This window comes from Candidatus Nitrosacidococcus tergens, assembly GCF_902810445.1.
GTDB lineage: Bacteria > Pseudomonadota > Gammaproteobacteria > Nitrosococcales > Nitrosococcaceae > Nitrosacidococcus > Nitrosacidococcus tergens.
This window is the reverse complement of record NZ_LR778175.1, coordinates 903648-925690: the sequence shown is the minus strand read 5'-3', so window position 1 is coordinate 925690 and position 22043 is coordinate 903648. Positions and strand designations below refer to the sequence as shown.

25 protein-coding genes and 1 tRNA gene are annotated in these 22043 nt (G+C 35.9%); 24 read left to right on the top strand and 2 right to left on the bottom strand.

Annotation, left to right across the window (positions count from 1 at the left end; genetic code table 11):
- The first annotated feature begins 3 nt into the window (after positions 1-3).
- The 24 genes from NSCAC_RS04520 (at position 4) to NSCAC_RS04405 (ending at position 21134) form a co-directional block, all read left to right on the top strand.
- Positions 4-88, top strand: a tRNA-Leu gene (locus NSCAC_RS04520).
- A gap of 70 nt (positions 89-158) precedes the next feature.
- On the top strand, positions 159-1460 hold the full coding sequence (gene tig, locus NSCAC_RS04515; protein WP_197743677.1) for a trigger factor: 1302 nt from the start codon (positions 159-161) through the stop codon (positions 1458-1460).
- A gap of 58 nt (positions 1461-1518) precedes the next feature.
- The gene (clpP, locus tag NSCAC_RS04510; protein ID WP_197743676.1) at positions 1519-2130 is read left to right on the top strand and encodes an ATP-dependent Clp endopeptidase proteolytic subunit ClpP; all 612 of its coding nucleotides are present in this window, start codon (positions 1519-1521) and stop codon (positions 2128-2130) included.
- Between the two features lie 69 nt (positions 2131-2199).
- Positions 2200-3480, top strand: a complete 1281-nt coding sequence (gene clpX, locus NSCAC_RS04505) for an ATP-dependent Clp protease ATP-binding subunit ClpX (protein ID WP_197743675.1) — start codon at positions 2200-2202, stop codon at positions 3478-3480.
- Between the two features lie 73 nt (positions 3481-3553).
- Positions 3554-5965 (top strand): endopeptidase La, encoded by a 2412-nt coding sequence (gene lon / locus NSCAC_RS04500; protein WP_197743674.1) that lies wholly within the window; start codon positions 3554-3556, stop codon positions 5963-5965.
- Between the two features lie 42 nt (positions 5966-6007).
- Positions 6008-6529: an SPOR domain-containing protein gene (locus NSCAC_RS04495; RefSeq protein ID WP_197743673.1), complete on the top strand. Its 522-nt coding sequence runs from the start codon at positions 6008-6010 to the stop codon at positions 6527-6529.
- Positions 6530-6537: 8 nt separating this feature from the next.
- Positions 6538-7032 carry a CvpA family protein gene (locus tag NSCAC_RS04490; protein ID WP_197743672.1) on the top strand — a complete coding sequence of 165 codons (495 nt, stop codon included), beginning with the start codon at positions 6538-6540 and terminating at the stop codon, positions 7030-7032.
- 2 nt (positions 7033-7034) lie between these two features.
- Complete coding sequence (gene purF, locus NSCAC_RS04485) at positions 7035-8552, top strand: amidophosphoribosyltransferase (protein ID WP_197743671.1); 1518 nt, start codon at positions 7035-7037, stop codon at positions 8550-8552.
- A gap of 24 nt (positions 8553-8576) precedes the next feature.
- Positions 8577-9056 carry a YceD family protein gene (locus NSCAC_RS04480; RefSeq protein ID WP_197743670.1) on the top strand — a complete coding sequence of 160 codons (480 nt, stop codon included), beginning with the start codon at positions 8577-8579 and terminating at the stop codon, positions 9054-9056.
- Between the two features lie 51 nt (positions 9057-9107).
- Positions 9108-9302, top strand: coding sequence for a 50S ribosomal protein L32 (gene rpmF, locus NSCAC_RS04475; RefSeq protein ID WP_197743669.1), 195 nt, complete (start codon positions 9108-9110; stop codon positions 9300-9302).
- 7 nt (positions 9303-9309) lie between these two features.
- Positions 9310-10332 carry a phosphate acyltransferase PlsX gene (gene plsX / locus NSCAC_RS04470; protein WP_197743668.1) on the top strand — a complete coding sequence of 341 codons (1023 nt, stop codon included), beginning with the start codon at positions 9310-9312 and terminating at the stop codon, positions 10330-10332.
- The gene (locus NSCAC_RS04465; RefSeq protein WP_197743667.1) at positions 10305-11300 is read left to right on the top strand and encodes a beta-ketoacyl-ACP synthase III; all 996 of its coding nucleotides are present in this window, start codon (positions 10305-10307) and stop codon (positions 11298-11300) included. The genes plsX and NSCAC_RS04465 overlap by 28 nt, the downstream gene beginning before the upstream one ends.
- A gap of 9 nt (positions 11301-11309) precedes the next feature.
- Positions 11310-12254, top strand: coding sequence for an ACP S-malonyltransferase (fabD, locus tag NSCAC_RS04460; protein ID WP_197743666.1), 945 nt, complete (start codon positions 11310-11312; stop codon positions 12252-12254).
- Positions 12251-12994 carry a 3-oxoacyl-ACP reductase FabG gene (gene fabG, locus NSCAC_RS04455; protein WP_197743665.1) on the top strand — a complete coding sequence of 248 codons (744 nt, stop codon included), beginning with the start codon at positions 12251-12253 and terminating at the stop codon, positions 12992-12994. Before fabD ends, fabG begins: the two co-directional genes overlap by 4 nt.
- 97 nt (positions 12995-13091) lie before the next feature.
- Complete coding sequence (gene acpP / locus NSCAC_RS04450) at positions 13092-13331, top strand: acyl carrier protein (RefSeq protein ID WP_197743664.1); 240 nt, start codon at positions 13092-13094, stop codon at positions 13329-13331.
- Between the two features lie 66 nt (positions 13332-13397).
- Complete coding sequence (fabF, locus tag NSCAC_RS04445; RefSeq protein ID WP_197743663.1) at positions 13398-14642, top strand: beta-ketoacyl-ACP synthase II; 1245 nt, start codon at positions 13398-13400, stop codon at positions 14640-14642.
- A 25-nt stretch (positions 14643-14667) separates the two neighbouring features.
- Positions 14668-15510, top strand: coding sequence for an aminodeoxychorismate lyase (gene pabC, locus NSCAC_RS04440; protein ID WP_197743662.1), 843 nt, complete (start codon positions 14668-14670; stop codon positions 15508-15510).
- Positions 15503-16522, top strand: a complete 1020-nt coding sequence (mltG, locus tag NSCAC_RS04435) for an endolytic transglycosylase MltG (RefSeq protein ID WP_197743661.1) — start codon at positions 15503-15505, stop codon at positions 16520-16522. Before pabC ends, mltG begins: the two co-directional genes overlap by 8 nt.
- Positions 16523-16533: 11 nt before the next feature.
- Entirely contained in the window at positions 16534-17172 is a 639-nt protein-coding gene (gene tmk / locus NSCAC_RS04430) for a dTMP kinase (protein WP_197743660.1), read from the top strand.
- Positions 17165-18163, top strand: a complete 999-nt coding sequence (locus NSCAC_RS04425) for a DNA polymerase III subunit delta' (protein WP_197743659.1) — start codon at positions 17165-17167, stop codon at positions 18161-18163. The genes tmk and NSCAC_RS04425 overlap by 8 nt, the downstream gene beginning before the upstream one ends.
- Positions 18164-18169: 6 nt before the next feature.
- Entirely contained in the window at positions 18170-18520 is a 351-nt protein-coding gene (locus NSCAC_RS04420) for a PilZ domain-containing protein (protein WP_197743658.1), read from the top strand.
- 10 nt (positions 18521-18530) lie between these two features.
- The gene (locus NSCAC_RS04415; RefSeq protein ID WP_197743657.1) at positions 18531-19298 is read left to right on the top strand and encodes a TatD family hydrolase; all 768 of its coding nucleotides are present in this window, start codon (positions 18531-18533) and stop codon (positions 19296-19298) included.
- 14 nt (positions 19299-19312) lie between these two features.
- Positions 19313-20530 carry a TerD family protein gene (locus NSCAC_RS04410; RefSeq protein ID WP_197745197.1) on the top strand — a complete coding sequence of 406 codons (1218 nt, stop codon included), beginning with the start codon at positions 19313-19315 and terminating at the stop codon, positions 20528-20530.
- A gap of 28 nt (positions 20531-20558) precedes the next feature.
- Positions 20559-21134: a TerD family protein gene (locus NSCAC_RS04405; protein WP_197745196.1), complete on the top strand. Its 576-nt coding sequence runs from the start codon at positions 20559-20561 to the stop codon at positions 21132-21134.
- On the opposite strand, the gene NSCAC_RS04400 is transcribed toward NSCAC_RS04405, so the two are convergent.
- Complete coding sequence (locus tag NSCAC_RS04400; RefSeq protein ID WP_197745195.1) at positions 21131-21541, bottom strand: DUF6691 family protein; 411 nt, start codon at positions 21539-21541, stop codon at positions 21131-21133. The two genes, NSCAC_RS04405 and NSCAC_RS04400, sit on opposite strands and share 4 nt — an antisense overlap.
- Positions 21542-21555: 14 nt before the next feature.
- Positions 21556-21993, bottom strand: coding sequence for a YeeE/YedE family protein (locus NSCAC_RS04395; protein ID WP_197745194.1), 438 nt, complete (start codon positions 21991-21993; stop codon positions 21556-21558).
- Positions 21994-22043: the final 50 nt, after the last annotated feature.

Below are 22043 nucleotides of genomic sequence, written 5' to 3'. Positions count from 1 at the left end.
AAAGCGAAAGTGGCGGAATAGGTAGACGCGCTGGTTTTAGGTGCCAGTGGGGTGACCCGTGAGAGTTCGATTCTCTCCTTTCGCACCAAACTCATTCTAGTAAATCTGCTTTATCTACAAGGAATTAAAATAATATTAAACCACTGAGGTAAATTTTTATGGAGGTTATAGTAGAAAATATTGGCAATCTAAAACGTCAATTGACAGTTAAATTACCGTCAGAAAATATAGAATCTCAGGTTAGGACACGAATTCAGGCAATGGCTCCCAGAGCGAAAATTAACGGATTTCGTCCTGGAAAAATCCCTTACAAAGTATTGGAACGTCACTACGGTGCTGCAGTACATAAAGAAATTATAGACCATTTAGTGCAAAGCAGTTTTCAAGATGCGATTAAGCAAGAATCTCTCCAGCTTGCTAGTACACCAAAGATTGACTTTCCTCAACTTGCCTCAGAAGATCAACCTTTTCAATATATAGCAACTTTCGAGGTTTTGCCTCAAATTGAGGAAGTTAATCTATCAGGAATTAAAGTCAAGCGTCCAGCTGTTCAAATTACTAAGGATGATATACATCAGGTCATTAATAAACTTCAATACCAATATGTTCAATGGAATCCTGTAGATCGCCCTGCGCAAAAAGAGGATGGGGTTACTATTACTTACCGCGGCACTATTGATGGGCAATCTTTTCCCAGCGGTGAGCGAGAAAATTTTTTCGCTATCTTAGGTAAGCACACTATGCTTGAGGATTTTGAGGATCATTTATTAGGTACTCAGAAAGATCAACAACTCACATTTAAAATTACTTTTCCGGAAGATTATCATAATCAAGATCTTGCTAGTAAAGTTGCTCAATTTACCGTAGATGTTTTATCTGTAGCAGAGCCAAATCTTCCAGAAATCGATGAATCATTTGCGAAAAAGTTAGGAATTAGTGATGGTAGTGTAGAAACGCTTCGGCAAGAAGTTAAAAAATCTATGAATCTTAGCTTAGAGCGAGGAATTCATGCCCGTGTACGAGATCAAGTGATAGATTTACTCTTTGCTAATCACCCTATGGAAGTGCTACCCGAATCTTTAGTAAAAAATGAAGCAGAGTCTTTGCGTAAAAGAGCAAAAGAGAATCTATCTAAAAAAGGAATCAATGATCAAAAAATATCTTTAGAATCAAGTCAATTTGAAGAACAAGCACGCAAGCGTATTATCTTAGGTATTATTCTAGAGGCTATTGTTGAAAAAGCAGATATTAAAATAGATCAAGAAAAAATAAAAGAAAAAGTAGCAGAACTATCTGCTAATTATGAAGATCCAGAAGGGTTTGCTCGATGGGTTTTCAGTAACCGAGCACAACTTTCAGAAATTAGAGGTAGTATTATAGAGATGGAGGCAATCAATTGGGTATTAAGCCAAATTGAAGTTTCAGATGAGCCTATGGGATTCCAAGAAGTTGTATATTGATTTCTAAGGTTTCTAGTGGATCTCACCAAGAGAGTATATTAAATGGACAAAATAGGACATGGCTAATTTTAATACCTTAGTCCCTATGGTTGTGGAGCAAACCAACCGGGGTGAACGGGCCTATGATATTTATTCTCGACTATTAAAGGAACGAGTAATATTTTTAGTTGGTGCAGTTGAAGATCATATGGCTAATTTAGTTGTTGCTCAGTTGCTTTTTTTAGAGTCTGAAAATCCGGATAAAGATATTCATCTATATATTAACTCTCCGGGAGGATCAGTTACTGCAGGGTTATCAATCTATGATACGATGCAGTTTATTAAACCTGATGTAAGTACGCTTTGCCTTGGGCAAGCTGCAAGTATGGGAGCGGTGTTGCTTGCTGGAGGAGCTACTGGAAAAAGGTATTGCTTACCCCATTCTCGTGTCCTTATTCATCAACCTTTAGGAGGATTTCAAGGTCAAGCAGTAGACATTGATATTCATGCAAAAGAAATTTTGCTGATACGAGAGCGATTAAATCAGGTACTTTCCTATCATACAGGTCAGTCCATTGAAAAAATCCAAAAGGATACGGATCGAGATTATTTTATGAGTGCAACAGAATCTGTCACTTATGGAATAATCGATACTGTTATTGAAAAACGAGGTGAGATACCTGCAGACTAGCGTAGTGGTGTGTACTATCTATTAAATTATGAGAGCAAATTAGCTCACTTTAATGGGGAACTTTAAGTTATGAGTGATGATAAGCCTCAGAAAAGCAAGGATGACAAACTTCTTAATTGCTCCTTTTGCGGTAAGAACCAACATGAAGTAGTTAAGTTAATTGCAGGACCTGACTCAGTATCTATTTGTGATGAATGTGTAGAGCTTTGTAACGATATTATTCGAGAGGAGTTACGGGATAAACCGTTTACCGACAAAAATAGCCATCTTCCTACGCCTCATGAAATCAGAGATATTCTTAATCAGTATGTAGTTGGGCAGGATCATGCTAAAAAAATATTAGCAGTTGCTGTTTATAATCATTATAAGCGACTACAGCTGGGTAAAAAAAATAATGAGATCGAATTATCAAAAAGTAATATTTTACTCATAGGCCCTACTGGAAGCGGTAAAACTTTATTAGCGGAAACCCTAGCTCGTCTATTAAATGTACCTTTCACTATTGCTGATGCAACAACCCTCACGGAGGCAGGCTATGTTGGTGAAGATGTAGAAAATATCATCCAAAAACTGCTGCAAAAGTGCGATTATGATGTTGAAAAAGCACAAACAGGCATTATATACATAGATGAGATAGATAAAATTTCCCGTAAATCAGATAACCCATCTATTACTAGAGATGTCTCTGGTGAGGGTGTACAGCAGGCACTGCTTAAGCTTATTGAAGGAACTACAGCATCAGTCCCTCCTCAAGGAGGGAGAAAACACCCACAACAGGAATTCTTGCAAGTAGATACTACTAATATTCTTTTCATTTGTGGTGGTGCTTTTTCTGGGCTTGAGAAAGTAATTGGAGATCGATCTAAAAAAAGTGGGGTTGGATTCTTTGCTGAAGTCAGAAGTACTGAAAGCAAGCGTAGTGTTGGTGAAATACTAAAAGGGGTAGAGCCTGAAGATTTAATAAAATACGGGTTAATTCCAGAATTTATAGGACGTATGCCTGTTATTGCAACTTTAGATGAATTAGATGAGGATGCTTTCGTACGTATTTTAACAGAGCCTAAAAATGCCTTAGTTAAGCAGTTTTCTAGTCTTTTTGAAATGGAAAACTGCACTATAGAGTTTCGAAAAGATTCGTTACAAGTTATTGCAACTAAAGCGATGGATCGCAAAACAGGTGCTCGAGGACTGCGATCAATTCTTGAAAATATATTACTGGATGTAATGTATGATCTTCCGTCTATGGAAGGGGTAAGTAAGGTAATCGTTGATAAAAATGTAGTTTATGGAGAGTCTGAACCTTTACTAGTTTATAGGGATCAAGAAAACTACAGGGTAGCACCAGACTAACTTAGTAATATTATCTGTTTAAATACCGCTCTCTATTATAAATATAAATTTAAACATAAGATCAGGAGCATATATGGATAAAGATAGTACAGTACTTGATACAATTGAAGAGGCTATACCTGTTTTGCTATTACGTGATGTTGTAGTTTATCCATATATGGTTATTCCCCTGTTTGTAGGTAGGGAGAAATCTATTAAAGCACTTGATGTGGCTATGGAATTTAAACAACAAATATTATTAGTAGCCCAAAAAAATCCTAGTCTTGATGATCCTAAACTAGAGGATATTTATGATATTGGGACTTTAGCCAATATCCTTCAGCTATTAAAGCTACCAGATGGTACCGTTAAAGTACTAGTAGAGGGTAGTATAAGAGCCAAAGTGCAACATTATGTAAATAATGATAGTTATTTTTGTGCTCAACTTTCTCAATATAAAGAGAAAGAATATAAAACTGATGGTCAAGAAATAAAAGTTCTAGTTCGCTCTTTACTCAATCAATTTGAGCAATATGTTAAGTTAAACAAGAAAATTCCTCATGAGATTTTATCTTCCTTATCAGGTATAGACAATCCTAGCCGGCTTATAGATACAGTTGCTGCACATATAGCACTCAAAATAGAGGAAAAACAATCTATTTTAGAAATAGACGATATTCAAGAAAGACTTGAGCATTTATTAGCTTTTCTAGAATCTGAAATTGATATTCTACAAATAGAAAAGCAAGTACGTAATCGAGTTAAAAAGCAAATGGAAAAAAGCCAGCGAGAATATTATTTAAATGAACAAATAAAAGCTATTCAAAAAGAGCTTGGAGACATTGAAGATATACCGAATGAAGTCGAGGATCTTGCTAGTAAAATTGAAAAAGCCGGAATGCCACAAGAAGTTAAATCTAAAGCAAGAGCTGAACTTAATAAGCTACAAATGATGTCTCCTATGTCTGCAGAGGCAACTGTAGTAAGAAATTATCTTGATTGGTTGGTGGATGTACCGTGGAAAAAAAGAAGTAAGATTAGTGCAAACCTTGTTAAAGCTGAATCTATTCTTGAATCTGATCACTACGGCTTAGAGAAAGTCAAAGAAAGAATAATAGAATATCTTGCAGTACAACAACGGGTAAAATATCCTAAAGGACCAATTTTATGTTTAGTTGGACCACCAGGGGTAGGGAAAACATCAATTGCCCGCTCTATAGCTCGTGCGACTAATCGTAAATTCTCTCGTATATCTTTAGGAGGGATTCGGGATGAGGCTGAAATTCGCGGTCATCGAAGAACCTATATTGGTTCCATGCCAGGTAAAATTGTTCAAAATCTAACAAAAGTAGGTACAAAAAATCCCTTATTTTTGCTAGATGAAGTAGATAAAATGGCAATGGATTTTCGTGGCGACCCTGCATCAGCACTACTAGAAGTCTTAGATCCAGAGCAGAATCACGCTTTTAGCGATCATTACTTAGAAGTAGACTATAGCTTATCCGAAGTAATGTTTGTTGCTACTGCAAATACTTTAAATATTCCTGCTCCTTTATTGGATAGAATGGAAGTGATTAGAATTTCAGGCTATACAGAGGATGAAAAAATTAATATTGCCCAGAATTATCTCCTCTCAAAATCTATCAAGAATCATGGCTTAAAGAAGAGCGAGATATCCATGTCTCAATATGCAATTCAAGATATTATTCGCTACTACACTAGAGAGGCTGGTGTTCGTAACTTAGATCAAGAAATATCAAAAATTTGCCGTAAAATTGTTAAAAATATTCAGCTTAATGTTGCTAAGAAAATAGTAGTAACTAATAAAAATCTAGAGAAATTTTTAGGGGTAAAACAATATCGTTTTGGCCTCGCTGAAGATCAAGATCGAATAGGGCAAGTAACTGGATTAGCTTGGACTGAAATGGGGGGGGATTTACTTACAATTGAAGCAGCAACCATGTTAGGAACAGGTAAATCGGTTTATACTGGTCACTTAGGTGATGTGATGCGAGAATCTATTCAAGCAGCGACTACAGTGGTAAGAAACCGTACTGATCGTCTAGGAATCGCTCAAGATTTTTATCAAAAGTATGACTTACACATCCACGTTCCTGAAGGTGCTATTCCTAAAGATGGACCTAGTGCTGGCGTGGGAATGTGCACTGCTTTAGTTTCTGCACTAACAAATATTCCAGTACATGCACATGTTGCAATGACTGGAGAGATTACCCTACGTGGCGAAGTTTTAGCGATTGGCGGTCTTAAGGAGAAACTACTTGCAGCATTGCGGGGCGGAATAAGTGTTGTTATTATTCCTGAAGAAAATTGTAAAGATTTAGTAGAGCTTCCAGAAAATGTTAAAAGTGGGCTTGATATTCGCCCTGTTAGATGGATTGAAGATGTGCTTGCAATTGCATTGCAAAAAATGCCTCAGCCTAAAGAAATTGAAAATCACCCTGTAGATGTGAAAAAGGGAAACGAGTATCAAAAAAGTCTAAACTAATTGGAATGGATTAGTACTTGAAATACTCAAGTAGTGGTATTTATGATAGAAGGGTTAATATTAGAAAAAGAAATTAAGCAACGACTTATCGGAGCATTAGTCCTGTTAGGGTTAGGTATCATTGTAATACCTATATTATTGCGGTACCCATCTAACTTAGAACCTAATAGTTTAGGGAATAATAATACGCTTGGATCTGATCGTGAATTTTCATCATCAGTAGAATTATTGTCTAATAATGATCAGAATTTAGATGATCTTGATTCTTTTTTTGAAAGCGAAAATAGAAAGGTTATTCAAAATTCTAATATAGCTAGTAGCTATAACAATAGCTCTCCTCTATTAATTCAAGTAGGAAGCTTTTCTCATAAAGAAAATGCGATACAGATCAGAGATAAAGCCGTTTCTTCAGGATATAAAGCATTTATAGAATCAATGCAAAATGGTAATCAAATAATTTATAAAGTGAGAATTCGTTTAAACTCTAATCAACCAACTAATCCGGCAACACTTAAGAAATTATTAGAACAACAATTAGGTACAAAATCTATTTTTATTAAATAGGATTCGCCATGGTGAATCATTTCATTTGGATCGATTACTTAATTACAGGAATAATTTTAATCTCTAGTTTTATTGGTTTTTCTAGAGGGTTTGTTAAGGAATTTTTATCTCTTATCTCTTGGGGGGTAGGATTTTTAGTAGCTTGGCGTTTTTCATCTCAGATAACTTATCTAGTTGATGAAATACTACCGTCTATCCCACCATCGTTTCAAACAGTTATTGCTTTTTTTTTATTGCTTATTACAGTTTTGTTATTAAGCACTATTGTTAGTGTTCTCTTAGGATTTCTTATAAAAGAGATGGGATTAACAAATATAGATCGAATTTTAGGTATCTTTTTTGGTGCCATTCGAGGTGTAGCAATTATTGTAATTTTAATTGCTCTTTCCGACATTACTTTACTCTCCCAGGAGACATGGTGGAAACACTCTCAATTACTGGGTTACTTTCAAGGTTTTGCACTTCAAATTAAGTCTTATATACCCATGGATATCTTAAATTAATTATGTCCGGTGTTATTGGGATTGTTGCAACAGAGGCAGTAAATCAAGCTCTATATGATGGACTTACTGTACTACAGCATCGTGGGCAAGATGCTGCTGGAATTGTCACTTATGACAATGGTAAATTATATTTACGAAAAGGTAGCGGTCTTGTTAAGGACGTATTTCGTATTAATCACATGGTAACCCTTAAAGGATGTATGGGAATAGGACATGTACGCTATCCTACTTCCAATAGTTCTTCCCCGACTGAAGCCCAACCATTCTATGTAAACTCTCCTTATGGAATTACTATTGCTCACAACGGTAACTTAACTAATGCAGCAGAATTAAAACAAGCATTGTTCCAATCTGATAAACGCCATATAAACACTAATTCTGATTCAGAGATATTACTCAATGTGCTTGCTCATGAATTACAGAAGCTAGATAAAATAACGCTTACTCCAGATGATTTGTTTGCAGCGGTTTCTCAAGTTTATAAACGCTGTCATGGTGCATATGCAGCAATTGTGATGATAGCAGGTTATGGCATATTAGCTTTTCGTGACCCTTGCGGTATTCGTCCATTAGCCTTTGGTAGCCGTTTTATAGAATCGGAAAATAAACAAGAATATATTGTTGCCTCTGAGAGCGTAGCAATTGATTCTCTTGGATATAATCTTATTCGAGATATAAAACCAGGGGAGGCTATTTTTATTGATTGTAATAGCAATTTCTATACTCGTAAGTGTGTAGAGAGTAATATATATGCTCCTTGTATTTTTGAATATGTTTATTTAGCTCGCCCAGATTCTATTGTCGATAATATTTCTGTACACAAATCTCGCATGCGTATGGGGGAAAAATTGGCAAGGAAAATTCTACAAGAGTGGCCAGATCATGATATTAATGTGGTTATTCCAATTCCAGATACAAGCCGTAGTGCAGCTCTACAGCTCGCTTATGTTTTAGGAGTTGTATATCGAGAAGGTTTTATTAAAAATCGATATATTGGACGGACATTTATCATGCCGGGTCAGAGGCAAAGGAAAAAATCAGTTCGTCAAAAATTAAACCCAATTAGTTTGGAATTTAAAAATAAGAATGTATTACTTGTAGATGACTCTATTGTACGGGGTACAACCTCACAGCAGATTATTCAAATGGCTAGAGATGCTGGGGCTAAAAAAGTTTACTTCGCCTCTGCATCCCCCCCAGTTCGCTATCCAAATGTGTATGGAATCGATATGCCTGCAGTAAGCGATTTAATTGCTTACAATCGATCAGAAGAAGAAATTTCTATTTTACTAGGCGCCGACAGACTTATTTATCAAAATTTATCGGATTTAATTGAAGCTGCACAAAAATATAACCCTAATATTACGAAATTTGATACTTCTTGCTTTGATGGGGATTATGTAACAGGTAACATTAGTCCCGAATATTTCGAGTTAAATGCGATAAATCATATGGAAGCTACCTCTCCTGCTTTAGAAATAAATCCTATGAGTGCAATTGAAATTCATAATTTTATCTAGTAAAAATTAGATTTTTCTCTTTTTATGCTAGCATACTTGCCTAATGAGATATCCCCTTGGCAGCTAATAAAATCTAGTAGCACTTTAGAAGGAGAGATTTTATTTACGAATATGCCACGAGTAATAACTGATAAAGAAGTTTTAAATAAAACAGGATCAGTATGGGCAGATTTAAAATTTGGGTATGATAATAAGGGAATCCCAATTATTCAGGGTAGTATTAGGGCTAATGTATATTTTACTTGCCAGCGGTGTTTACAGCCAATGGATACTGAAATAAGTAGTAAAATAGCACTATGTTTAGTTTATGAAGATACGAATATCGATCAATATGATAAATTACTCTATGAACCTATCGCATGTAATGCTATAGATAATCTATTTCTATGGGATCTGATAGAGGATGAATTATTATTATCTTTTCCTATAGCACCTAAACATATGCAACAATCAAATTGCTTAAGTGAAAAAATCTCTTCTATACGCAATTTAAACAATACGTAAAATCCATTTTCTGTTTAAAATAAATTACTAATAACTAGGATATTTTTAAATATGGCTGTTCAAAAAAGCAAAAAATCTAACTCTAGAAGAGGTATGCGTCGAGCTCATGACGCATTAACTGGTCCAACCCTGTCTACAGACTCTTTATCTGGAGAGATTCATCGTAGGCATCATATTACCCCTGATGGTTATTATCGGGGAAGACAGGTAATAGTAAAAAAGAATAATACCGAGGAAGAGGAATAAATAAGTTTTGGCTATTACAATTGCACTAGATGCAATGGGTGGGGATTATGGTCCCCAAGTCGTTGTTCCTGCTGCATTGAGTGTACTTCTAGAAATAAAGGATGTAACCCTTATTTTAGTAGGAGATCATAAGTCAATCTATGATTTAGTAATAGCAAATAAAGGGGTACTAAATGAACGACTAGTTATCCAACATGCCTCTCAAAAGGTAGAAATGGATGAGTTGCCTTCTCAGGCATTGCGTAGTAAAAAAGACTCTTCCATGCGAGTAGCTATTAACCTGATTAAATCAGGAAAGGCAGACGCTTGCGTAAGTGCGGGTAATACGGGTGCTTTAATGGCAACTGCTCGATTTGTATTAAAAACCTTACCTGGAATAGATAGACCAGCGATTGTTTCTACCTTACCTACCGTATTAGGACATTGTTATGTACTTGATCTAGGGGCTAACGTAGATTCTAGTGCTGAGAATCTATATCAGTTTGCTTTAATGGGATCGGTGTTAGCCAGCGCTATTGATAATGTACCTAATCCTAGAGTAGGTTTATTGAATATAGGAACCGAACTTATTAAAGGTAATGATCAGATTAAAAAAGCTGGACAGATGTTGGCTAGAAGCCGCTTAAATTACATTGGATTTGTAGAAGGGGATGATATTTATAAGGGTAACACTGATGTAGTAGTATGCGATGGGTTTGTAGGTAATGTTGCTTTAAAATCTAGCGAAGGAGTAGCCCGGCTAGTTAAACATTTCTTAAAAGAATCTTTTAATAGTAATTTGCTCACCAAGCTTATGGGTTTTTTAACTTTACCTGTTCTCAATAAATTCCGCAAAAAAATGGATCCAAGGCGATATAATGGCGCTAATTTAATTGGATTAAATGGTGTTGTTATAAAAAGTCATGGCGGAGCCGATATTATGGCTTTTGCCCATGCAATCCATATTGCTATTATTGAAACTCAAAAGGACGTACCTAAACACATTAGTACTCATTTAGAGCCATGGTTAACAGAGGGGCAAGTCAATTGAAAAACTATGCTCGTATTATAGGTACTGGAGGATATCTTCCAGAGAAAGTACTTACTAATGCTGATTTAGAGCAGATGGTGGATACTACAGATGAGTGGATTACAAAAAGAACAGGTATCAAAAAAAGACATATTGCAGATACTGGGCAAACTGCTTGTGACTTAGCTGAAATGGCTTCCCGTAATGCTCTAAAAGCGGCTCAGATCTCCCCTTCAGATATTGATCTTATCATTGTAGCAACGACAACTCCTGATCGGATTTTTCCTAGTACTGCATGCTTACTTCAGCAAAAATTAGGTGTTTCTGGGTCAGCAGCTTTTGATATACAAGCGGTTTGCACTGGATTTATTTATGCCCTAAGTGTTGCGGAAAAGTTTATTCGTACAGGGAGTGCACATACTGCTTTGGTTGTAGGTACTGAAACTCTTTCCAGAATTATTGATTGGCAGGATCGAACTACCTGCGTACTTTTTGGCGATGGAGCAGGTGCTGTTGTATTACAGTCAAGCGAAGATCTTGGAGTTATCTCGACCCATTTGCATGCAGATGGTAATTATCAGCAGTTACTTACTGTTTCTGCTGGAATTTCTGAAAATTATCATAAATTAAGGGAAGAGGGAGCATTTATCCAAATGCAAGGCAGTGAGGTTTTTAGGGTAGCTGTACGTACTTTAGAGCGAATTGTAGAGGAAACCTTAGTTGCAAATAATATGGATAAGGGGGAAATTGATTGGTTAATTCCGCATCAAGCAAATATTAGAATAATTGAAGCAACTGCAAAGAAGCTAAATCTTCCTATGGAACGAGTTGTTGTAACTGTAGATTCCCATGGGAATACTTCAGCTGCTTCTGTACCTCTAGCACTTGATATCGCAGTTCGAGATGGTAGGGTTAAAAGAGGAGATACACTATTTCTTGAAGCCTTTGGGGGCGGTTTTACTTGGGGTTCAGCATTATTAAAGTATTAATATACGTTTATGAGTAGTAAGCTCGCTTTTTTATTTCCAGGTCAAGGATCACAAACGGTGGGTATGCTTGCTGAGTTATCTAGTGTGTATCCAAAAGTGAAGGAGATATTTGTACAAGCATCTACTGTATTAAATTACGATTTATGGCATCTTGTGCAAAACGGACCTAAAGAGCGTTTAAATTTTACTGAGCATACTCAGCCTGCGATGTTAGCAGGGGGAGTAGCTGTTTGGCAGATTTGGTGTAGCATGGGTGGAAAACTTCCTGAATTTATGACTGGTCATAGCTTAGGCGAATATAGTGCATGGGTTTGTGCTAATAGTTTAGAGTTTGAGACTGCAGTAGGTGTAGTAGCCCATAGAGCTGCTTATATGCAAGAGGCAGTGCCAAAAGATATAGGAGCAATGGCAGCAATCTTAGGACTTAAAGATAAAGAAGTTAAAGATATCTGTCAGCAATTAAACGATGATGGGGTTGTTGAACCAGTTAATTTTAATGCACCTGGTCAAATAGTTGTAGCCGGACATAAGTATGCTGTAGATAAAGTGATTGAAAAAGCACAAAGTATTGGTGCAAAAGCGTTACTTTTACCTGTAACTATTCCTTCTCATTGCCAGCTTATGTTACCAGCAGCAACTAAATTTAAGGAATATTTAGCCAATATTTCTATTACTTCTCCATCTATTCCAGTAGTGAATAATGTAGATGTGGCTATTAATAATAATCCTGAAGATATTCAGGATGCTTTAATACGCCAGCTTAATCATCCAGTACGCTGGGTAGAGATAATTAAGTTTCTAATAGATCAAGGAGTGAACACATTTATTGAATGTGGGCCGGGGAAAGTCCTTACTGGATTAGTAAAGAGAATAGATAAAAATGTAACTGTATTATCTATTTTTGATGTAGATAGCTTTAATAAGGCATTAAAAATTACTGGGGAAAGTAAATGAGCTTAGAAGGAAAAATTGCCCTAGTAACAGGTGCTAGCCGAGGAATTGGTTATGCTGTAGTCCAAAATTTAGCTACACAAGGTGCTGTTGTTATAGGTACAGCCACATCACAAGCTGGTGTAGATAAAATTAATTCGCTTCTAAGTAAAAATAGCTGGCTTGGTAGAGGTATTATTCTAGATATTTCTCAACCAGAATCTATTGATCAAGCATTAACTATGACCTCGGAACAAATAGGTGTTCCTACTATTCTTGTAAATAATGCAGGTATTACTCGAGATGGATTACTTATGAGAATGAAAGATGATGATTGGGAAGCAGTTATTAATACTAATCTTACTTCGATTTATCGACTCTCCAAAGGGTGCGTTAGAGGAATGATTAAATCTTCATGGGGGCGTATTATTAATATATCTTCTGTAGTAGGTATTATGGGAAATGGGGGGCAAACTAATTATGCAGCTTCAAAAGCTGGCATGATTGGGTTTACTAAATCTCTTGCCCGTGAGGTAGGTACTCGTGGTATTACAGTAAATGCTGTAGCTCCTGGATTTATTCAGACAGATATGACTGATATGCTTACTGACTCTCAGAAAAAGGGGTTACTAGCTAATATCCCATTAAATAGATTAGGTAATGTGCAAGATGTAGCATCAATTGTTGCCTTTCTTGCAAGTCCTGAAGCAGGGTATATTACAGGAGAAACAATTAATGTCAATGGTGGGCTTTGTATGGCCTGATAGGTAGTATTAAGGAATAGTGAAGATAGTATTAAAACTAATGGGATACTTCTAAACTTATTATTTTTATAGAAATATTTTGGAGAAATAAACTATTATGAGCGATATAGAATCTCGAGTTAAAGAAATTGTAGTTGAACAATTAGGTGTAAATCCCGAAGAAGTCACTAATGAATCATCATTTGTTGATGATTTAGGTGCCGATTCTTTAGACACTGTAGAGCTCGTGATGGCACTAGAGGAAGCTTTTGAATGCGAAATTCCTGATGAGGAAGCAGAAAAAATTTCTACAGTTCAGGAAGCAATTGATTATATTAAAGAGTGTCAAGATAAATAAAATATAGGCCGTGCAGTAATCAGTGCGGCCTTTTTTCTTTTTTTAGTTTAGTAATATTAAAAGCCATTGATCAATAGAAGAGTTGTTGTTACTGGTCTAGGTACTATTTGTCCGGTAGGATTAAATATAAAAGAATCTTGGAGTAATATCCTTAAGGGTAAATCTGGGATTAGACCTATTACTGATTTTGATGCGACTCGTTTTCCTGTTCATTTTGGCGGTACTATTGAAGGATTTGATGTTAAGAATTATATTCCTTCTAAGGATTCTAAGAAAATGGATCTCTTTATCCATTATGGTATTGCTGCTGCTAAAGAGGCAATTGACGACTCAGGTCTAGAAATTAACGAAGAAAATGCAACTAGAGTTGGAGTAGCTCTAGGTTCTGGTATTGGCGGGCTTCATGCTATTGAATTGTCTCATGAAGCTTATCTAAATGGAGGATCAAGAAAAATCTCTCCATTTTTTGTACCTAGCAGCATTATTAATATGCTTGCAGGAAACCTCTCCATAATATATGGCATAAAAGGTCCTAATTTAGCTATTGTTACTGCCTGCTCAACAGGTACTCATAACATCGGGGAAGCAATGCATATTATTAAACGAGGTGATGCAGAGGTGATGATTACTGGTGGTGCAGAAATGTCTACTTCTCCGATGAGTTTAGGTGGCTTTGCATCTGCCCGTGCTTTATCTACCCGTAATGACGATCCAGAAGCTGCAAGCCGTCCTTGGGATATAGATCGTGATGGGTTTGTGCTAGGCGATGGTGCTGGTGTTTTGGTATTAGAAGAATTAAACCATGCTCAAAACCGAGGAGCTAAGATTTATGCAGAACTTGCAGGGTTTGGAATGAGCGCTGATGCCCATCATATGACTCAACCTCCTGAAAATGGAGAAGGTGCAATTCGTTGTATGAGCAGTGCACTTAAAAACGCTCAAATTAATGTTGAATCATTAGATTATATTAATGCTCATGGCACTTCTACACCAGTAGGTGATCAAATTGAAGCCCTAGCAATTAAAACCTTTGTTGGGAATTTTGCGAAAAAAGTTGCTGTAAGCTCGACAAAATCTATGACAGGACATTTACTAGGAGCTGCAGGGGGAATAGAGGCAGTATTTTCTATACTATCCATCAGAGATCAAGTTATCCCTCCCACCATAAATATTTTTAATCTCGATCCTAAGTGTAAAGGATTAAATTATGTTATTGGTACATCTCAAGAAAAAGAAGTTAAAGTTGTGTTATCCAACTCTTTTGGGTTTGGTGGCACAAATGGATCTTTAGTATTTAAGCAATTTAGCTAATCCTACCTATTACTGATAATCTATATTGTTTTTCTCTGAAAAAACACTAATTAACGGTAGACCATCTTCTAAAGTCTCATTCTCTGATCGAGGGTTTCAGTATGGGGATGGTTTGTTTGAAACCATTGCCGTTTATAAAGGAAAAATTCCTTTCTATGATTTTCATCTTAATCGCCTAAAAATAAGTTGCCACCGATTAAAATTATCTATCCCAGATTTAAAGAGTTTAGATGAAGAAATAAAAGAACTCTGTAGTGAAGTTTCTCAAGGGGTTCTGAAGATTATCCTTACTCGAGGAATATCAGAGCAACGGGGTTATCGTATTCCACATAATGAGAAACCTACTCGAGTGCTTTCTATCTATCCTTGGCCAAACTATCCTATAGATTTCTTTAAATATGGTATTACACTTCGAATTTGTGCTACTACTTTAGGACATAATCCGATGCTCTCTGGGATTAAACATTTAAACCGATTAGAACAAATCCTTGCCAGAAGTGAATGGAATGATCCACAAATTCCAGAAGGGGTAATGTTAGATAGTAGAGGACAAGTAATTTCTGGAACTATGAGTAATATTTTCATCTTCATATCAGATTACTTACAAACTCCGGATCTTAATAACTGTGGGGTTGCTGGAGTAATGCGAGAGTTTATCTTACAGAAAGCTTCTACTTTAGGGATAAAAACTATCGTTAAACCAATAAACTTAGATGATCTGAAACAAGCAGAAGAAATGTTCGTTTGTAACAGCTTAATTGGTTTATGGCCAGTACGTTATTTAGAGGAAATATCCTCCTATCCAGTTAGTACTAAAACTAGGAATATTCAAAATTTTATTCAAATGTGGATAGAGAGTTATGAGTAAAAAAGGACTCTTCTTTTTTTTTCTATCTATTATATTATCTTTAGGCGTATGGATTAAACTTGAATATGGTAAATTTGTTAACACATTATTTCAAGTAAGGAAAGGTGGCTATTATTTTGAGATTTCTAAAGGAGCAACTGCTCATTCTATAGCTAGAGGGTTATATGACCAAGGGTTACTACTAACTAATCCTTTATATTTTTATTTACTTACTCGTTGGAAGGGAAAAACTCAAGCAATAAAAGCCGGAGAATACTATATTCCTTCTGGGACTACACCGCTTTCTTTTTTAGAGCAAATCGTAAATGGAAAAGTTGTACAACACAGTTTTACCATTATTGAGGGGTGGACTTTTACCCAACTAATAAACGCAATTAATAACACCCCTTATGTACAGCATACCCTGATCCAACAAGGTGGACCTACTGAAATTATGGAACGTATAGGCTATACAAGTATACATCCTGAAGGTAGGTTTTTTCCAGATACTTATTTTTTTTCTGCTGAATCTACTGATATTTCTATTTTAAAACGTGCTTTTCAACTTATGGAAAAGCATTTGGCAAGTGCGTGGGATAATCGTGCTTCAGATCTACCTTATCAGAATCCCTATGAAGCATTAACTATGGCCTCTATTGTTGAACGAGAGAGTGCACTTGAGATAGAACGACCTATTATTTCTGGTGTACTTATAAGAAGATTAAAAAAGAAAATGCGGTTACAAACAGATCCTACCGTCATTTATGGGCTAGGAGAATTATTTACAGGCACATTACATCGCTTGGACTTAAAAAAAGATACTCCTTACAATACTTATACCCGCTTTGGACTGCCTATTACTCCTATCTGTATGCCTAGTCTAAAATCATTGTATGCAGCTTTGCACCCTGATAATGGAGACACATTATATTTTGTTGCTCGTGGTGATGGTAGCCATCAATTCTCTACTACTTATGAAGATCATAAAATCGCTATTCAAACCTATATTTTAGGTAAAAATAAGCAGCACTAAATTTTTACCCTATGAGGAAAGATGAAAAAGGATATTTTATATCTCTTGAAGGTATTGATGGTGCTGGAAAAAGTACCCAAATTAAATTTATTCAACAGTTACTAGAGAGGTTAGATAAGGAGGTTATCTTAACTCGAGAACCTGGTGGTACTCCCTTAGGGGAGAAAGTTAGGGAAATACTACTCTCTAAAGATGAAGATAGTATACTTCCCTATAGTGAGCTTTTGCTTATATTTGCAGCTAGAGTTGATCACCTTGAGAAAGTAATTATGCCTGCATTAGCAATGGGTAAATGGGTCATCTGTGAGCGATTTACCGATTCAAGCTATGCTTATCAAGGAGGAGGTAGAGAGTTACCTTTAGAATTTATTCAACTCGTTGAAAAATGGACAATATCTAGGTTACAGCCTAATCTTACCTTTCTACTTGATCTCCCTGTAAATATTAGAACACAGCGGAAACAGAGTAGCGATCGTTTTGAACAAGAACAGAATGATTTTTTCGAACGGGTGCGTGTATCTTATCTTCGGCTAGCTAAACAGTATACTAATAGATACTGCATTATTGATGCTTCTTTAGAGAGGCTAGAGATACAGAAAGTTATAGAAAAAGAGGTTATAAATTTTTTAAGCAAGATAAAATATGCATGAGCTTTACCCATGGTGCCAATCCCACTGGCAGAGCATAATGACTGCGAAATCTATTGAGAGGATGCCGCATGCTATATTGCTCTATGGTCCTAAGGGTATAGGTAAATATACTTTTACTGATCACTTAGTAAATAATTTATTATGCGATTCTCCTGGAGAAAATAAGCTAGCTTGCGGTGTTTGTTCTAGCTGTGTTTTGTTTAAAGCAAATACCCATCCCGATCATCTTAGAGTGTCAATTCCAGACGAAAAAAAAGTAATTTCAATAGAACAAACTAGAGAGATTTATCATCATTTAATGCTAAAAGCTAAAAAATCAGCGTTTAAAACTGTAACCATTTTAGCTGCTGATAAAATGACTATTAGTGCTGCTAATAGTTTACTAAAAATATTAGAAGAACCCCCTAGGAATACAGTCATTACTTTAATAAGTACTTCATTGTTTGCGTTACCCGTTACTATTCGTAGTCGGTGCCAAAAATTTCAGTTTTCTATCCATAAGAGAGAAGCTGAAAAATGGCTCGCTCAGCAATTACTTTCTATAAATTCTAAGCAAGAAGATATTAACTTAATGTATCTGCTAAATTTGGTAGGAGGGGCACCATTAAGAGCATTATCCTATCTAGAACAAGATCTTTTATCACAAAGGATTAAACTAGCCCATAATCTATTTTCTTTTAAAGAAAATATTAACCCTTTAAAGACAGTAGAAGATTATATTTTGAAAATATGGGAGGAAGCTCTATATTGGATGATACTATTTACGATGGATATGATTAGAATTAAAAGAAATGTATCTACTGAGCTTTTAATTAATACAGATATAGAAGATTACCTTAGGGAATTCTCCAGAAAAGTAGAATTAAAACCATTATTTTCTCTTTTAGAAAAGATAGAATATAGTTTATGGTTACTTACTAATCGCACTCAAATTAATACACAACTTTTATTAGAGAAATTGCTAATCGATTGGTTTCTTCTTTTAGCTTAAATTCTTATGAGTGATATTACTGGATCACCTTCTATTTATCATCTATCCCTAACTATTCGGGATATTGATGCGCTTTACCAAGCTTATATTCCATTTATAAAACATGGAGGATTATTTATCCCTACTTCTAAACACTATAAAATTGATGACAGAATATCAATACAACTGACTTTACTTAGTGAGATTGAAGAAATAACCTTTTCAGGGAAAGTTATTTGGATTACTCCAGAGAGTGCACATAATAGAAATCCTGGCGTTGGAGTACAATTTGAGTCAAGCAATGATGATGTGCGTACTAAGATAGAAACCTATCTTGCTGATAGACTTAATTCTGAAAAGCCTACTTATACTATGTAATAAATACATTATGCTTGTTGATTCCCATTGTCACATTAATTTAATTGACCAACCTGCTTCTCAAACTATAGAAGAAGCCCACCAATCTGGCGTAGGACACATGCTATGCGTATCGGTAGATATGAAAAGTTTTCCAGAAATTTATAAGATTGCTCAAAAAAATGAAGATATTTCTATCTCAGTGGGGATTCATCCTAACAGTAATGAAATTAAGGAATCTACTATAGATCAATTAATTGATTCTGGTTCTCTTCCGGAAGTAGTGGGTATTGGAGAAACTGGGTTAGACTATTTTCGTAGTGAAGGTGATCTATCTTGGCAACAAGATAGATTCAGAGCACATATTACTGCCGCGAAGATTTGTAACAAGCCCTTAATTATCCATACAAGACAGGCAAAAGAAGACACTTTACGTATTCTAAAAGAAGAAGGTGCAGAAGAGGTCGGTGGCGTACTTCATTGTTTTACTGAGGATTGGGATACAGCAAAAAAAGGAATGGATTTAGGTTTTTACATTTCTTTCTCTGGAATTATTACTTTTCCTAGTGCAAGGGATTTACAGCAGGTAGCTACCAAAATTCCAGCAAATAGATTATTGATAGAAACCGATTCTCCTTACTTAGCTCCAGTTCCTTATCGAGGAAAAACTAATACCCCAGCTTATGTACAGTATGTAGCAAAACACATTGCAGAGCTAAGAAAAACTTCATTAGCTTGTATTGAAGATATAACTACAGAGAATTTTTTCTCTTTATTTACCTATGCAGCAAAACACTAGAGTATTTTTAACTTATGAATAATAGGGTAATTTTAACACCTGGCGGTAATACGCCTGTAGAATCTAAACTACCACTTTCTATAACGATTAACTATACTCCTATCACTGGGATAGATATTGATATATCAGCGTTTGCTCTGACTGCTGAAGGGAAAGTTCGTGGTGATAGTGATATGTGTTTTTATAATCAAAATAATATTTTGAGTGGTGCCCTTCAAATGAAGGGTAGCTTAGCGGGGAAAGCTGAGTTTTCACTAGATCTACACCACTTAGATTCTAATATTTGCAAAGTTGCATTAACTGCAACGATACACGAAAATAGGGCAGTATTTAATCAGGTTTCATTTTTATCGTTAGGAATCAATGATAATATTGAAGCTCAAGTTCCTACTCAAGGAATGAAAGAGGCTGCCTTAATTCTTGGAGAATTTTATCTACATAAAAATATGTGGAAATTTCGTTGCGTGGGACAAGGGTTTGAAGGCGGTTTAGAGCCGCTGGCTAAGCACTTTGGTGTTGAAATTGCTGATTCTATGCCACCATCTATAACTACCAAAGCAACAAATAATACCCAGCAATCCAACAAGTCTAATCTTAACCTTAATAAAATCACCTTAGATAAGGCTAGATCTAGTATTAGTTTAGAAAAACCTGATTCAGCAGATTATGGTGAAATAAGAGTTAATCTAAATTGGAGCAATGAAACACTTCAAGGTCAAGGAAGTAATAAAAGTGGAAGATTCCTTGGGGGTATTTTTGGTAACCAAAATAAAGGAATTGATCTTGATGTGGGCTGTCTTTTTGAGCTTAAAAATGGTAATAAAGGCGTGGTGCAAGCACTAGGAAACACATTTGGTGCTCTAGATCATCCTCCTTTTATTAAGCTTATGGGGGATGATCGTACCGGATCGATTTCTGGTGGAGAATGGCTTTATATTAATGGTAAAAAGTGGAGTGAAATAAGGCGCATTCTAATCTTTACTTTTATTTATGATGGTGTGCCTAGTTGGAAGGAAACGGATGGCGTAATTACGGTTTTTGTGCCTAATCATCCGGAAATTGAAGTTCATCTTAATGATGAAGGGGGCGATTATAGAATGTGCGCAATTGCTCTTCTTGAAAATATTAATGATACGATTAAGGTAACACGCCGGGTAGATTTTCATCGAAGACATGATGAAATGGATCACGCTTATCATTGGGGACTACACTGGCGTGCAGGAACGAAATAATAGATAAAATAATCAATGGAGATTTTTTATGGCATTGACCTTACAAAAAGGTGGTAACTTATCCTTATCAAAAACTGATCCAAGCTTGACTAAGATTATTGTTGGTTTAGGCTGGGATCCAAGAGCTACTGATGGAGCTGAGTTTGATTTAGATGCGAGCGTGTTTTTATTAGGATCAAATGACAAAGTTCGTAGTGACAGCGATTTTATTTTTTATAACCAGTTAAAAAGCCCAGAAGGTGCTGTAGAGCATACTGGAGATAACCGAACTGGAGCAGGTGAAGGAGACGATGAGGTAATAAAAGTAGATTTAACTTTAATTCCCTCAGATATAGAAAAAATAGCATTTGCGGTTACCATCCATGAAGCAGATGCACGTAAACAAAATTTTGGGCAAGTTAGTAATTCATTTATTCGTCTTGTGAATGAAACTACAGGGGCTGAGGTTGTTCGCTATGACTTATCAGAAGATGCTTCTACTGAAACTGCTATGATCTTTGCTGAAATATATCACCATAATAATGAATGGAAATTCAGGGCAATAGGCCAAGGCTACGCAGGTGGGTTACGTGCCTTAGCTAATAATTATGGTATCAATATTTAAGTTTTTAGCTTAAATTCAAAAATACCCATACCTACTACCATTGCTATTACAAATGCAATAGCTTTCATTTCTCCAAATCCTAAATTTACTAAGGCAGGTCCGGGGCATAATCCAGCTATGCCCCAACCAATACCAAAAATAAGACTACCTAGAATAAGTCTTGCATTAATTAGATTAGTGGTAGGGATTTTCATATCAAAGCCTAAAAAAGATTTAACTCGCTGACGTGTATACTTAAAGGAAATAAATCCTACAAGAACTGCACCTAACATTACAAGGGCTAGGGAAGGATCCCATTGACCCTTAATATCTAAAAAACCTAGCACCTTCTCTGGAAACACCATACCAGAGATTAATAACCCCAAACCAAATATTAGCCCAACTAGAAATGAAGTAATAATGCCCATTTTTTTCTACTAACTTATATAATTAAAACATGTCTTATAATATACACTGTTGCAAATCCTGCACTCATAAAGATAAGGGTAGCTACCAAAGATCTCGGCGAGAGTCTAGATAAACCACATACCCCATGACCAGAAGTACATCCTGATCCTAAGCGAGTACCTATCCCCACTAATAACCCTGCTGTAATTAATACAGCATAGCTAGCATCAATATTTATATTATCAAGATAAAATCCTGTATATGAAAGCAATAGAGGCGATACCATCAATCCGGTAATAAATGCTACTCTCCATGCAAAATCATATCGGGTTGGAGTAAACAATCCTCCCACAATACCACTAATTCCAGCAATTCTTCCATTAAAAAATAAGAACATTCCCGCTGCAATGCCTATGAGTATCCCACCACCTAATGCAGTCCATGGAGTAAAAGCATTCCAATCAATTGTCATTGAGATAACACCTCCAAATATTTAATTTACTATTATTATGAGTGGATATG